The 13,906-nt window shown below is 68.2% G+C and carries 13 protein-coding genes and 1 other RNA gene; 8 read left to right on the top strand and 6 right to left on the bottom strand.

All coding sequences use genetic code 11. The features are described 5' to 3' along the window. Nucleotides 1–50: 50 nt before the first annotated feature. Nucleotides 51–1,157: a peptide chain release factor 2 gene (gene prfB, locus ABZT93_RS36660; RefSeq protein ID WP_355748469.1), complete on the top strand. Its 1,107-nt coding sequence runs from the start codon at nt 51–53 to the stop codon at nt 1,155–1,157. Between the two features lie 293 nt (nt 1,158–1,450). Then, nucleotides 1,451–2,131: a hypothetical protein gene (locus ABZT93_RS36665; protein ID WP_356112826.1), complete on the top strand. Its 681-nt coding sequence runs from the start codon at nt 1,451–1,453 to the stop codon at nt 2,129–2,131. Between the two features lie 104 nt (nt 2,132–2,235). Here ABZT93_RS36665 and ABZT93_RS36670 read toward each other — a convergent pair whose 3' ends face one another. Next, a complete protein-coding gene (locus ABZT93_RS36670; RefSeq protein WP_356112828.1) occupies nt 2,236–2,427 on the bottom strand; it encodes a hypothetical protein in 192 nt (63 codons plus the stop codon). 237 nt (nt 2,428–2,664) lie between these two features. On the opposite strand from ABZT93_RS36670, the gene ftsE reads away from it, so the two are divergent. The 6 genes from ftsE to ABZT93_RS36700 all read left to right on the top strand — a co-directional run bounded on the left by ftsE (nt 2,665) and on the right by ABZT93_RS36700 (nt 7,433). Further along, on the top strand, nt 2,665–3,354 hold the full coding sequence (gene ftsE / locus ABZT93_RS36675; protein WP_007382424.1) for a cell division ATP-binding protein FtsE: 690 nt from the start codon (nt 2,665–2,667) through the stop codon (nt 3,352–3,354). A 42-nt stretch (nt 3,355–3,396) separates the two neighbouring features. Next, on the top strand, nt 3,397–4,314 hold the full coding sequence (gene ftsX, locus ABZT93_RS36680) for a permease-like cell division protein FtsX (protein ID WP_356112830.1): 918 nt from the start codon (nt 3,397–3,399) through the stop codon (nt 4,312–4,314). 68 nt (nt 4,315–4,382) lie between these two features. Continuing rightward, on the top strand, nt 4,383–5,555 hold the full coding sequence (locus tag ABZT93_RS36685; protein WP_356112832.1) for a S41 family peptidase: 1,173 nt from the start codon (nt 4,383–4,385) through the stop codon (nt 5,553–5,555). Between the two features lie 91 nt (nt 5,556–5,646). Next, nucleotides 5,647–6,189: an SsrA-binding protein SmpB gene (gene smpB / locus ABZT93_RS36690; protein ID WP_007382420.1), complete on the top strand. Its 543-nt coding sequence runs from the start codon at nt 5,647–5,649 to the stop codon at nt 6,187–6,189. A 98-nt stretch (nt 6,190–6,287) separates the two neighbouring features. Next, nucleotides 6,288–6,674, top strand: a transfer-messenger RNA (tmRNA) gene (gene ssrA / locus ABZT93_RS36695). Nucleotides 6,675–6,806: 132 nt separating this feature from the next. Further along, a complete protein-coding gene (locus tag ABZT93_RS36700) occupies nt 6,807–7,433 on the top strand; it encodes a hypothetical protein (protein WP_356112834.1) in 627 nt (208 codons plus the stop codon). 75 nt (nt 7,434–7,508) lie between these two features. On the opposite strand, the gene ABZT93_RS36705 is transcribed toward ABZT93_RS36700, so the two are convergent. From ABZT93_RS36705 to ABZT93_RS36725, 5 genes are read right to left on the bottom strand one after another with little or no spacing between them, the layout of a single operon-like run. Continuing rightward, the gene (locus ABZT93_RS36705; protein WP_356112836.1) at nt 7,509–8,513 is read right to left on the bottom strand and encodes a LacI family DNA-binding transcriptional regulator; all 1,005 of its coding nucleotides are present in this window, start codon (nt 8,511–8,513) and stop codon (nt 7,509–7,511) included. Further along, on the bottom strand, nt 8,513–10,762 hold the full coding sequence (gene yicI / locus ABZT93_RS36710; protein WP_356112838.1) for an alpha-xylosidase: 2,250 nt from the start codon (nt 10,760–10,762) through the stop codon (nt 8,513–8,515). The genes ABZT93_RS36705 and yicI overlap by 1 nt, the downstream gene beginning before the upstream one ends. 13 nt (nt 10,763–10,775) lie before the next feature. Then, nucleotides 10,776–11,600, bottom strand: coding sequence for a carbohydrate ABC transporter permease (locus tag ABZT93_RS36715; protein ID WP_356112839.1), 825 nt, complete (start codon nt 11,598–11,600; stop codon nt 10,776–10,778). Further along, nucleotides 11,597–12,541 carry a sugar ABC transporter permease gene (locus ABZT93_RS36720; protein WP_356112841.1) on the bottom strand — a complete coding sequence of 315 codons (945 nt, stop codon included), beginning with the start codon at nt 12,539–12,541 and terminating at the stop codon, nt 11,597–11,599. Before ABZT93_RS36720 ends, ABZT93_RS36715 begins: the two co-directional genes overlap by 4 nt. After that, a complete protein-coding gene (locus tag ABZT93_RS36725) occupies nt 12,538–13,830 on the bottom strand; it encodes an extracellular solute-binding protein (RefSeq protein ID WP_356112843.1) in 1,293 nt (430 codons plus the stop codon). The genes ABZT93_RS36720 and ABZT93_RS36725 overlap by 4 nt, the downstream gene beginning before the upstream one ends. Nucleotides 13,831–13,906: the final 76 nt, after the last annotated feature.

Below are 13,906 nucleotides of genomic sequence, written 5' to 3' on the forward strand. Positions count from 1 at the left end.
GCTCCGGGGGACGACCGAGGTCGGTTGCCACAGCCGTTAGGCTGGAGGGCGTGGCAGTCGTCGATGTATCCGAAGAGCTCAAGTCCCTCTCCTCGACCATGGAGTCGATCGAGGCCGTTCTGGACCTCGACAAGCTGAGGGCAGACATCGCCGTGCTCGAGGAGCAGGCGGCCGCGCCGTCCCTGTGGGACAACCCGGACGAGGCGCAGAAGATCACCAGCAAGCTGTCCCACCTCCAGGCGGAGGTCAGGAAGGCGGACGCGCTGCGCGGCCGTATCGACGACCTCTCCGTGCTGTTCGAGATGGCCGAGGAGGAGGACGACCCGGACACCCGCGCCGAGGCCGAGTCCGAGCTCGTCGCCGTCAAGAAGGCGCTCGACGAGATGGAGGTGCGCACCCTCCTCTCCGGCGAGTACGACTCCCGTGAGGCGCTCGTCAACATCCGCGCCGAGGCCGGTGGTGTCGACGCCGCCGACTTCGCCGAGAAGCTGCAGCGGATGTATCTGCGCTGGGCGGAGCAGAAGGGCTACAAGACCGAGGTCTACGAGACCTCGTACGCCGAAGAGGCCGGCATCAAGTCGACCACCTTCGCCGTGCAGGTGCCGTACGCGTACGGCACCCTGTCCGTCGAGCAGGGCACGCACCGGCTCGTGCGCATCTCGCCCTTCGACAACCAGGGGCGCCGGCAGACCTCCTTCGCGGGTGTGGAGATCCTTCCCGTGGTCGAGCAGACCGACCACATCGAGATCGACGAGTCCGAGCTGCGCGTGGACGTGTACCGGTCGTCCGGTCCCGGCGGTCAGGGCGTCAACACCACCGACTCCGCGGTCCGGTTGACCCACCTCCCCACCGGCATCGTCGTCTCCTGCCAGAACGAACGCTCGCAGATCCAGAACAAGGCGAGCGCGATGAACGTCCTTCAGGCCAAGCTGCTGGAGCGGCGCCGCCAGGAGGAGCAGGCCGCGATGGACGCCCTCAAGGGCGACGGCGGCAACTCCTGGGGCAACCAGATGCGTTCGTACGTCCTGCACCCGTACCAGATGGTCAAGGACCTGCGCACCGACTTCGAGGTCGGCAACCCCGAGGCTGTTTTCAACGGCGAGATCGACGGCTTCCTGGAGGCCGGAATTCGCTGGCGCAAGCAGCAGGAGAAGTAAATTTGTCGACTTGACCATCGCTTGCCAACTGCCGCCCACCAGGCGGCAGTTTGCTTTATGTCTGGGTTTTACATCACACTCACAGACCGCTTTCCCCGGCAAAGAGCGCTTACCAGGACATCGGGCCCGCAACGGCCTTGACGTTGCTTTGAAAAATGGGAAGGGTGAAGCGCGGCATGCGTATCTCTGGGGCGCATGTGAACCGGGGGACTTGAAGCACAGCTACCTTCTCCCGTCGATCACGGCCCCGAGCGCCGCCTCATTGACGATGAGCTACTGGGGGTAGCAACCACATGACGAAGAAGACGCGCATCCGGATCGCGCGCATAGCCGCCGGTGCCGTGATCGCGGCCGGTGCCTCGCTGACCGCTGCCGGCGCTGCTTCCGCGCTGGAGATCAACGTGGGCGTGGGCGACAGCGGTGTCGGCGTGAGCGTCGACACCGGTCTCGGCGACGACGACCCGACCGACCCGGTCACGGAGCTTCCGACCGACCCGGTCACCGAACTCCCCACGGACCCCGCCACCGAGGTGCCGACGGACCCGGCGACCACGCCGCCGGTCACCGAGGAGCCCACGGACCCGACCGAGGAGCCCACCGAGCCCACCGAGGACCCGACCGACCCGGGTAACGGGAACGGCAACGGAAACGGGAACGGCAACGGGAACGGCAACGGAAACGGGAACGGCAACGGCAACGGCAACGGCAACGCCGGGGGTGGTGGCAACAGCCACACCAACCCCGACGGCGGTTCCAACGCCTCCACCCAGGAAGAGGGCTCCTCGGCCCTCACCGAGACCGGCACGGACACCACGTCCAACACGTCGGCCCAGGGCAACGGCAAGCAGCTCGCCGAGACCGGTGCCGGTCAGACGGCCTTCCTGGTCATCGGTGCCGCCACGATGATCGCCGGCGGTGTCGGCTTCCGCCTCCTGCCGCGCCTCGCGGGCGGCCGCGGTGGTGCCGCCGCCTGACGGTGACGTCCGGTAGTCGCGTGCCCGCTTAGCGTGCGCATGCTGTACGACGAAGGGCCCGGAGCGGACACGCTCCGGGCCCTTCGGTTGTCCTCGGCCGCCGGCTAAGCGGTCTGGTGCGCCAGCAGGGCCACCGCTGCGATCAGGACCGCGAGCAGGGCGATCAGGGCCGTCGGGTTCAGGCCCGCGAAGAGGCTCTCCTGCTGCAACCGCTCGCGGTTCGCGCGGCACACGGGGCACCGGCCCTCGCTCACGGGCGCCGCGCAGTTTGCGCACACCAGGCGGTCGTACGTCATGCGCGTCACCCTTCTTGCGAATACGTTCTACGGGGAAGAACGCTCCCGGGTCGGAGAACGTTCCCCTCTCTACTGTGCCAGGTTCCGCTGGGGGTCGCCTGTGCGCTGCCGAAGCGTGGGTTTACAGGTCGGTACAAAACCGCCCATCCGATACGCAACCCGAACCGGCGCCTGCGCTCGCGCACCCGGTTCGCGTATGGTCACGCTCATCTACCCCCGGCCTACCGTGGTGCATCCGTGATCCGATTCGACAACGTATCCAAGGTCTACCCCAAGCAGACCCGCCCCGCACTCAGGGATGTCTCCCTGGAAGTGGAGAAGGGCGAGTTCGTGTTCCTCGTCGGGTCCTCCGGCTCCGGAAAGTCCACCTTCCTGCGGCTGGTGCTCCGCGAGGAGCGCACCAGCCAGGGCCAGGTGCACGTCCTGGGCAAGGACCTCGCGCGCCTCTCCAACTGGAAGGTGCCGCAGATGCGGCGCCAGTTGGGGACGGTGTTCCAGGACTTCCGGCTCCTGCCCAACAAGACGGTCGCCGAGAACGTGGCCTTCGCGCAGGAGGTCATCGGCAAGTCGCGCGGCGAGATCCGCAAGTCCGTTCCGCAGGTGCTCGACCTCGTCGGGCTCGGCGGCAAGGAGGACCGGATGCCGGGTGAGCTCTCCGGTGGTGAGCAGCAGCGCGTGGCCATCGCGCGGGCCTTCGTGAACCGGCCCAAGCTGCTGATCGCCGACGAGCCGACCGGCAACCTCGACCCGCAGACCTCCGTCGGCATCATGAAGCTGCTCGACCGGATCAACCGGACGGGCACCACCGTGCTGATGGCGACGCACGACCAGAACATCGTGGACCAGATGCGCAAGCGCGTCATCGAGCTGGAGAAGGGCCGCCTCGTCCGCGACCAGGCACGCGGCGTCTACGGCTACCAGCACTGACCGCCGTTCGTAGAGTCCCCGGAAAGGCCTGAAGAAGACGCCATGCGCGCCCAGTTCGTACTCTCCGAGATCGGTGTCGGTCTCCGTCGCAACCTGACGATGACGTTCGCGGTCATCGTCTCCGTCGCCCTGTCGCTCGCCCTGTTCGGCGGGTCGCTCCTGATGAGCGACCAGGTCGGTGCCATGAAGGGCTACTGGTACGACAAGGTCAACGTCTCGATCTTCCTCTGCAACAAGAGCGACGCCGAGTCGGACCCCAACTGCGCCAAGGGCGCGGTGACCGATGACCAGAAGAAGGACGTCCTCTCCGACCTGAAGAAGATGTCGGTCGTCGAGACGGTCATCCACGAGTCGCAGGACGAGGCGTACAAGCACTACAAGGAGCAGTTCGGCGACTCCCCGCTGGCCGCGTCCCTCACCCCGGACCAGATGCAGGAGTCGTACCGGATCAAGCTGAAGGACCCGGAGAAGTACCAGGTCATCGCGACCGCGTTCAACGGCCGTGACGGCGTGCAGTCCGTGCAGGACCAGAAGGGCATCCTGGACAACCTCTTCACGATGCTGAACCTGATGAACAGGGCCGCGCTCGGCGTCATGGCGCTCATGCTGGTCGTCGCCCTGCTGCTGATCGTCAACACGGTGCGTGTCTCGGCGTTCAGCCGTCGGCGGGAGACCGGGATCATGCGGCTGGTGGGAGCGTCCGGCTTCTACATCCAGGCGCCCTTCATCATGGAGGCCGCAGTCGCCGGCGCGATCGGCGGCGGGCTCGCCTGTGTCTTCCTGGTCGTGGGCCGGTACTTCACCGTCGATCACGGCATGGCCCTGGCCTCCAAGCTCAACCTGATCAACTTCGTCGGCTGGGACGCCGTTCTGACGAAGCTGCCGCTCATCCTGGCCGCGAGCGTGCTGATGCCCGCGTTGGCCGCGTTCTTCGCGCTGCGCAAGTACCTGAAGGTGTGACGCATGCCAAGAGGGCCGTACGGTCAACCGGCCGTGCGGCCCTCTTGCGTTGTCCTAGACTCACCGGCATGTCGGGCCGAGATCTGTTCTGTCAGCCCCGCCGCATCGGCCGCGGGGCGGCCCTGACATTGGTGTTCGCGAGCGTGCTGGTGGCCGGCGCGGCGACCGGATCCTTTCCCGAGGCGGACGGCGGCGGCCGGAAGTCCTCGTCGGACACGGCCCGTTCGGCTGCCCCCGTGGGTCACCACGAGGACGTGGCCGAGGCGGCCGAGGAGGCCCTGGCCGACGGCAAGTCCCCCATGGAGGCCGCCGAGCGCGCCGTCAGCCGCAGCGGGGACCGCTGGGGGGCCGTCTACTCCCGCGGTGAGTACGAGGAGTTCGAGGAGGCCCTCGACGGCCAGTACACCGGCGTAGGCCTGTGGGCGCGGCGCGAGCGGGACGGCCGTATCGAGGTGACCAGGGTGAGCTCGGACTCGCCCGCGGCGGCCGCCGGGATCCGCGAGGGCGACCGGCTGCGCAGTGTCGACGGGGAGCGGGTGGACGGGCATCCGGTCACCGAGGTGGTCTCCTTACTGCGCGGCGACGCCACGGACGCGGCCGCCGGCACGGCGGTCCGGCTGGGCCTGGAGCGCGGCACGCACGCGTGGACGGAAACCGTCCGGCGAGCCCGGCTGTCCACGGACTCGGTCGCCGTCCGGGAACTCCCCGGCGGGATCACCGTCATCAGGATCGACTCGTTCACCAAGGGTGTGGGGGACGAGGTCCGTGAGGCCGTCCGGGACGCTCCGGCCGGGGGCGGGATCATCCTCGACCTGCGCGGGAACTCCGGCGGGCTGGTCGCCGAGGCCGTCACCACGGCGTCCGCCTTCCTCGACGGGGGACTGGTGGCCACCTACGACGTCGACGGGTCGCAGCAGGCGCTGCACGCCGAGCCGGGCGGGGACACCAGCAGGGCGCTGGTCGCGCTGGTCGACGGCGGCACGATGAGCGCGGCCGAGCTGCTCACCGGGGCCCTTCAGGACCGGGGGCGGGCGGTGGTCGTGGGGTCGCGGACGTTCGGCAAGGGCTCGGTGCAGATGCCCAGCCCGCTGCCGGGCGGATCGGTGGCCGAGCTGACCGTGGGGCACTACCGGACTCCGTCGGGGCGAGGTGTCGACGGGCGGGGGATCACCCCTGATCTGGAGGCGGACGACCAGGCCCTCCAGCAGGCGGAGACGGTGATCGGAGGGCTGGGCGACTAGACGGTCGTCCCGTGCCTGACCGTCCGCCGGATAAGCACTGGTCTCCGCACCCCTCTCTAGTGCGAAAATGGGCAGCACTATGAGCAAGGGAATGTACGTACCGAAGGAGTCCCAGCCGAAGCAGGGTGGCGGGGGCGGCAAGGCCCGGGACGGCGAGAAGGGCGGCAAGCGGAAGCTGGTCGCCCAGAACAAGAAGGCCCGGCACGACTACGCGATCATCGACACCTACGAGGCCGGGATCGTGCTCACCGGTACCGAGGTGAAGTCGCTGCGTCAGGGGCGCACCTCGCTGGCCGACGGGTTCGTCCAGATCGACGGCGGTGAGGCGTGGCTGCACAACGCCCACATCCCCGAGTACAGCCAGGGCAGCTGGACCAACCACTCCGCGCGACGGAAGCGCAAGCTGCTGCTGCATCGCGAGGAGATCGACAAGCTGGAGACGAAGGCACAGGAGACGGGTCACACGATCGTGCCGCTGGCCCTGTACTTCACCAATGGCCGGGCCAAGGCCGAGATCGCCCTCGCGCGAGGCAAGAAGGAGTACGACAAGCGGCAGACACTGCGGGAGAAGCAGGACCGCCGGGAGTCGGACCGCGCGATCGCGGCGGTGAAGCGCAAGGAGCGGGGCCAGTAGGCCGGGCCACCGGGAATACGGTGGCATCGGCGTGCGTTGGTCACGTACGATGGAGTCAACACCGGCCGCGGTCGGTGGGCGCATTGAAAACAAAACATGGGGATGATCGGTTTCGACAGCGGCTGTTGAGGCAGGGGAAGCGTGTCGAGGAAGCGGCAATGATCTCGTAAACCATATGTCGCAACCAATAATCGCCAATTCCAAGAGCGATTCCCGCGCCTTCGCCCTCGCTGCCTAATAAGCAGTGAGAGAAGGCCCTAACGGGTGTCAGCCCGGGAGTGTTCCCGACCCGGATCCTGGCATAATCTAGGGGACTAAACCATCGAGCCCGGTCACGGGGTTCGATGGGAAACCAAACAGTGACTGGGCCCGTCGGCGACTTGTTCGCGTGATCGCCGGGGCCGAGAAAATCGCAGCGAACTGCACACGGAGAAGCCCTGGTTCTGCACCGTTGGACGCGGGTTCGATTCCCGCCATCTCCACTCGCCTCTTCCGAGAGGCAACCCCATGTGGGCGAAGGTCCCGCTGCTTCACGGCAGCGGGGCCTTCGTCATGTCCTGGCCCGGACTGCCCTGGGCGTCACATGATCCAGCGTGCGCCGAGGGAGGTGACGGACAGTGCGAAGCATCGATGAGTCCGACTTCGGTGTGACCTGGCTGATGAGCATGTTCCACCCGGACTGGACCCATCACGGACCTACTGCGGTCGAGGCGGTCGAGTACCACCTCTGGGACGAGTTGGACTCGGAGGCCGTCGTCGCGGTCCGGCGGGACGCGGCGCTGTTGCTGCGTCTTCCCGCGGCGATGATCGAGGTGCTGTGGCTGGCCGGTACCGGGACCGGGCCGTCCTTCTTCTCCGGAGGGCGGACCGGTGTCACCTCGGGAACGCGGTGGATGGAGACGCTCACCGGCCTGTGCGACACCTGGCTCTCCAGACACGCTGGGGCCGATGACACAGGCGCCCTCCCCGCGCAGTGGGATGGCACGGACCTGGCGGACACGGTCATCGCCGAGATCGCAACGGCGGACTTCCTACCGGACGAGGTCGGTCGCGCGCTGACCGAGTGCGTCCGCCGCTGCACCCCGGACATCGCGTTCCGCATGCTGCTGCGGGCTGTGGGAGAGATCGGTACCGCGTCCGGCGCAGGGCTCTCGCCGGAGCACTACGCACGGCTGGCCGCACTCGCCTCGGCGCTGCAGTACGGCGAGTTCGTGGTGTCGGAGTTACAGCACCTGGTGGCATGACGGGGGATCCGGAACAGCGCGAGGGCCCGTACTCGACCGAGTGCGGGCCTTCCGCGTACGCCCTTCGCCGACCGGTCAGGAAACCGTCCGCCGCCCCGTGCTGGCGCGCTCCGTCATCCTCGGCGGCAGCAGGGTCGACTCCGGTACGGCCGTCCCGTCCAGCTTCCTCATCAGGAGCTCCACGGCCCGCTCACCCACCTCCGCCGACGGCAGCGCCACCGAGGTGATCGGGACGCGGACCGACTCGGCCAGCTCGTCGGGGCAGATCGCGGTGACCGAGAGGTCGGCCGGCACCCGTAGGCCCAGTTGCTCGAAGGCGTCGACCAGGGGCCCGAGGAGGGCCTCGTTGTGGACGACCACTCCCGTCAACGCGGGCTGTTCGCGCAGCAGTCGCTCAGCGACCTCGCGGGCCGCGCCGGGCTCGCAGGGATGCACGGCGGACGACATCCCGCTGCGGTCGGCGGCCGCCGTGAAGCCCTGGACCACCCGCTGGGCGAAGGCCGTCCGGCGCACGTACACCTCCGGCGGGGAGCCGACCAGGGCCACCGACCGGTGACCGAGCCGGGCCAGATGCTCCACGCATGCCTCGCCCGCCGCCCTGAAGTCGAGGTCGACGCAGGTCAGGCCCTCCGGGGAGGCGGGGAAGCCGATCAGCACGGACGGCAGGTCCAGGGACCGCAGCAACGGCAGCCGGGGGTCGTCCAGTTGGATGTCCATCACGATCAGCGCGTCGACCAGCGCCGTGTCCGCGACCCGTGTCAGCCCGTCCTCACCCTCCTCCTGGGTCAGCAGCAGCACGTCGTGGTCGTGGCGGCGGGCGGTGGTCACCACGGACACCGCGAACCGCATCACGGTCGGGACGTGGATCCCGGCTCGTAAGGGCACGACCAGCGCCAGCACGTTCGACCGTCTGCCGGCCAGGGCGCGGGCACCCGCGTGCGGGCGGTAGCCCAGCTCGCGGATGGCTTCCTCGACCCGCTGCCGGGTCTCCTCGGAGATCGGGCGCTTGCCGCTGAGGGCGTAGGAGACGGTGCTGGGGGAGACCCCGGCCCGCCGCGCCACATCGGTGATCTTCACCATCAGCCCAGCTCCAGGGAGAGGAACCCGGTCCCGGCCCGCGCCCGCGCCTCCCGGTCGCCCGCGGCCAGCTTCCAGGGCGCCGAGGGTTCGGAGCAGGACGCCCGCAGCGTGTCCCCCTCGCGTACGACGGTGAAGGCGACCTCGCCGACCCGTACCGTGACCTGCTCGCCCCGCCCGAGACCGTACGCCCGCAGGGTCACCCCGTCGGCGTGGTCGTAGTCGGGCCGGTCGTCCACCGCGCCGACCGGGACCACGGCACCCGGCCTGACCAGCAGCGGAACGCTGGTGAAGGCGTGCTTCTCGCGCACCCAGCGCGGGCCGGTCACCGTCTCGCCGGTCACGAAATGGGTCCAGGTGCCCTCGGGGACGTAGTACGAGACCTCCCCGGAGTCGTTGAACACGGGCGCCACCAGGAGATCCGGGCCGAGCATGTACTGCCGCTCCAGATGGGCGCACCCGGGATCGTCCGGGAACTCCAGGACCATCGCCCGCATCACCGGCACCCCCTCGGTGTGGGCGGTGCGCGCGGCCTCGTAGAGGTAGGGCATGAGCCGCAGTTTGAGGTGGGTGAAGTGCCGCAGTACGTCCACGGATTCCTCGTCGAACAGCCACGGCACGCGGTAGGAGGAGCTGCCGTGCAGGCGGCTGTGGGAGGACAACAGGCCGAAGGCCAGCCAGCGTTTGAACAGAGAAGGGGTCGGGGTGCCCTCGAAGCCGCCGATGTCGTGGCTCCAGAAGCCGAAGCCGGAGAGGCCGAGGGACAGGCCGCCGCGCAGGGACTCGGCCATCGACTCGTACGTCGCCTCGCAGTCGCCGCCCCAGTGCACCGGGAACTGCTGGCTGCCCGCGGTCGCCGAGCGGGCGAAGACGACCGCCTCCTCCTCGCCGCGGTGCTTGCGCAGCACATCGAAGACGGTCCGGTTGTAGAGGTAGGTGTAGTAGTTGTGCATCCGCTCGGGGTCGGAGCCGTCGGACCACTCCACGTCCAGCGGCACCCGCTCGCCGAAGTCGGTCTTGAAGCAGTCCACGCCCTGTGCGAGCAGCGCCTCCAGCTTGGACGCGTACCACTCGCGGGCGGCCGGGCTGGTGAAGTCGACCAGGGCCATGCCGGGCTGCCACAGGTCCCACTGCCAGACGCTGCCGTCGGGGCGCTTCAGGAGGTGGCCGAGCGCCTTGCCTTCCGCGAACAGTGGCGAGCGCTGGGCGATGTACGGGTTGATCCACGCGGAGACCCTGAGGCCCCGCGCGTGCAGCCGCGCGAGCATGCCCTCCGGGTCGGGGAAGACCCGAGGGTCCCACTGGAAGTCGCACCAGTTGAACTCGCGCATCCAGAAGCAGTCGAAGTGGAAGACGGACAGCGGCAGTTCGCGGTCCTTCATGCCGTCGATGAACGAGGTCACGGTCTCCTCGTCGTACGACGTCGTGAAGGACGTCGACAGCCACAAGCCGAAGGACCAGGCGGGTGGGAGGGCCGGGCGGCCGGTGAGGGCCGTGTACTTGCGGATGATCTCCTTCGGGGAGGGCCCGTAGATGACGTAGTACGTCAACTCCTGGGTCTCCGCGCTGAACTGGACGCGTGACACGGCCTCCGAGCCGACCTCGAAGGAGACCTTGCCCGGGTGGTCGACGAAGACACCGTAGCCCGCGTCCGTGAGGTAGAACGGGACGTTCTTGTACGCCTGTTCGGTGGCCGTGCCGCCGTCCGCGTTCCAGATGTCGACGACCTGGCCGTTCTTGACCAGCGGCCCGAAGCGTTCGCCGAGTCCGTACACCGAGGTGCCCACGCCGAGACCGAGCTGCTCGCGCAGGTAGTGGGCGCCCGAGGCGTCCCGCATGATGCCCATGCCCTTGGGGCCGCTGCCGGTCAGCAGCCGGCCGTCCGCGAGGAAGTCGACCTGCCAGGTGTCCGTGCGGGCCACCCTGACCGACAGGGCGCCGGAGGTGAGGGTGGCGTGCTCCTCGTCGTACTCCGTGTGGGCGGTGAAGTCCTCTTTCCTGACCTCGAACCGGGGGCCCTGCGGCTGCTCGCCCTCGAAGTGGGTGAAGGTGACGCCGATGACGTCGGGTATCGGGGCATGGGCGCTGATCGTCACGACCGGTCCCTTCAACAGGTCGCCGCGGCGGCGGATGGGCTGGGTCGGCGCGAGGATGTCCAACCGGCCGTCCGCCGCGGCGACCTCGTGGACCTGGGCCGGATGCGCCGCGGAGACACCCTCGCGCAACAACCAGTACCCGTCGGTGAACTTCATCTGTGGGGGGTCCTTACTTCACGGCACCCACGGCGATACCGCGGGTGAGGGTTCGCTGGAAGACGAGGAAGAACACGATCGCGGGGAGCACGCCGAGCAGGGCGGCCGCGTTGGTCATCGTGGCGTCCATCAGGCGCTGGCCCTGGAGGACGCCGAGCGCCACCGACACCGTCTGGTTGTCGTTGGAGATCAGCATGACCAGGGGGAGCAGGAACTCGTTCCAGGTCCAGATGAAGAAGAAGACCAGCAGCACACCGAGGGTGGGACGGCTGACGGGGACGACGATCCGCCACAGCACCTGCCACTTGTTCGCGCCGTCGATCCGGGCCGCCTCCAGGATCTCGCGGGGGAACTGGCCGAGTACCGCGGAGAGCAGATACGTGCCGAAGGCCGCCTGGATCACCGTGAACACGATGATCACGCTCAACCTGGTGTCGTAGAGGCCGACTTCCTTGCTCAGGTAGTAGACCGGGTAGACCAGCGCCTCCTGCGGCAGCATGTTCGCCAGCACGAAGAAGGCGAGGACCCAGGTGCGGCCCTTGATGCGGCCGATGCCGATCGCGTAGGCGTTGAGGACGGACAGGACCACGGCCAGTACCGCCACCGAGCCGCTGATCAGCACCGAGTTGAGGAGCTTCCGTCCGAAGTCGACGCGCTCCCAGAAGTCCTTGACGCCGTCCGTGTAGAAGCCGTCGGGGAGGCTCAGGGGGCCGTGCTGGGCGTACTCCGTGGGGGACTTGAAGGCGTTGACCGTGACGATGAGGAACGGCACGACCATGAACAGGGCCGCGATGCACAGGGCGATCAGCACCGGGTAGCGGCGCAGGGCGGTGGTCACGGGTCCGTCCTCTCCTGGAGCCTCAGACCGATCAGGGAGAGCGCGAGGATGATCACCGTCAGCACGGTGGAGATCGCGGCGCCGTAGCCGACCTGCGTCTTCTCGAAGAACGTGGTGAAGGAGAAGTAGGAGGGCACGTCGGTGGCGCCGCCGGGACCGCCCTTGGTCAGGACGTACACCGCGCCGAACACCTTGAGCGCGGCGATCGAGCACCAGGTCAGGACGACGTAGATCTCCGGGCGGATCTGCGGCAGCGTGATGTGCCAGAAGCGGCGCCACCAGCCGGCGCCGTCCAGCTCGGCCGCCTCGTACAGCTGCGGGTCGACGCGTTGCAGCCCCGCCATGAAGACGACCAGCGGGAAGCCCAGTTGGACCCAGACCATGACGCCCATGACGCTGTAGAGCGCGAGGTCCGGATCGCCCAGCCAGTCCTGCTGCCAGCTGCCGAGGCCGATCGCCTTGAGGAGTGCGTTGAGGGAGCCGTTGTCGGGGGCGAGGATCCAGCTCCAGACGATGCCGGCGACCGCGATCGGCAGCACCTGGGGGAGGTAGAAGCAGGCGCGCAGGACGGCGGCGATCCGGGTGCCGAAGTGCTTGCCGACGTGGTCGAACAGGGCGGCGGCGAGGACCAGTCCGAGGACCGTGGGGATCGCCGCCATCGCCACGACCATGAACAGGCTGTGCCGGAAGGACGCCCAGAACTCGGAATCGTCCATCAGCTCCCGGTAGTTGGCGAGCCCCGACCACTCGGGGGAGCCCACGCCCTGCCAGTCCGTGAAGCTCACGTACGTGTTCATCACGAACGGCAGGACGATGATCGCTAGGAAGGCGAGGGCGCCCGGGAGGAGGAAGAGAGTGTAGGAGTCGCGGGGGCGGCGCGGGGGCCGGGGGGCGCTGCCCTTGCCGACCGCCCGCGCGGTGCGTTCGACGGTCGCCGTCATTGTTTCGGCGCGCCCTTGTCGTAGGCCTCCTGGAGATCGCTGAGGTAGCCGTCGGGCTTCTCGCTGCCGGTGATCAGCTTCTGGGTCTCGGAGACGAGGACGTCGTAGAAGCCGGGGACCGGCCAGTCGGGGTAGAAGGCCAGGCCGTCGTTCTTCGAGAGGGTGTTGAAGTCGTCGATCAGGGTCTTCGACTGCGGGTCCGTGATGGCGGAGGCGTCGGCCGCGACCGGGACGCCGCCGGAGTTGCCGAGCAGGTTCTGGATCTTCTTCGACATGGTGATGTCGATGAAGTCGTAGGCGAGGTCCTTGTTCTTCGAACCCTTCGGTACGACCCAGAGGTTGCCGCCGGAGCCGAGGGTGAGCTTGGTGTCGGGCCAGCGGAAGGTGCCCCAGTCGAACTTGTTGTCCGTCTTGAAGCGGCCGTACCACCAGCTGCCGGAGAACAGGATCGGCGCCTTGCCGGAGGTGAAGGAGACACCGGCGGCCTCCTCGTTCTGGCCGCTGGAGGACTTGCTGAAGTAGCCCTTCTTCACCCAGTCGGCGAAGGTCTGGGCGCCGTAGGTCCAGGCCGCGTCGTGGAAGTCGGTCCTGCCCTTGTAGAGCTGGTAGGCGTCGACCCACGAGCGGTCGGCCTTCGACAGCGCGAGTTGGTAGAGGTACTGCTGGGCGGGGTAGGCGGCGCCGCCGTTGGCGAGCGGGGTGACTCCCTTGGCCACGAACGTGTCCATGGCGGCGGTCAGTTCGGCGAGCGTCTTGGGCTCGGCGACGCCGTACTTCTTGAACAGGTCCTTGTTGTAGTAGACGAGCGTGTACTCGGCGTAGTTGGGGACGCCGAACCACTTTCCGGAGCCCATCACGCCGTTGGTGTCGTAGAGGCTGGTGGTGCGCACGCTCGGGCTGAGCAACTTGTCCCAGCCGCGCTTGGTGGCCTCCTGCGTGAGGTCGGTCAGCAGACCCTGCTTGGAGAGCAGGCCCGCGGTCGCGTTGCCCTTGTTGTACTCCATGAGGTCGGGCGCGTCCGAGGAGTTGAGGACCATCGGGGCGGTCTTCTGGATCTGGTCGAAGCTCTTCTCCTCGAACTTCACCTTCACACCAGGGTGTGTGGCCTCGAACTCCTTGATCGCCTCCTTCCAGGCGATGCCCATCGCGCTGGTCGGGCCCTCGTAGTGCCACAGCCGCAGCGTCTTCCCGTCGGAGGAACCGCTGTCGGAGTTCCCGCAGGCGGTCATCAGCAGCGATCCGGTCAGGACCACCGCCGTCGCCACCACACGCCTTCGTGCCGTCAACATCCCGTACCTCCGGGGAGTCGGATGGTTGCTTCGGGCCGGGCGCCGCGCAGGGGTCGTCGAATCGACTCGATTCGAC

This window comes from Streptomyces sp. NPDC005303 (assembly GCF_040607335.1).
Taxonomy (GTDB): Bacteria; Actinomycetota; Actinomycetes; order Streptomycetales; family Streptomycetaceae; genus Streptomyces.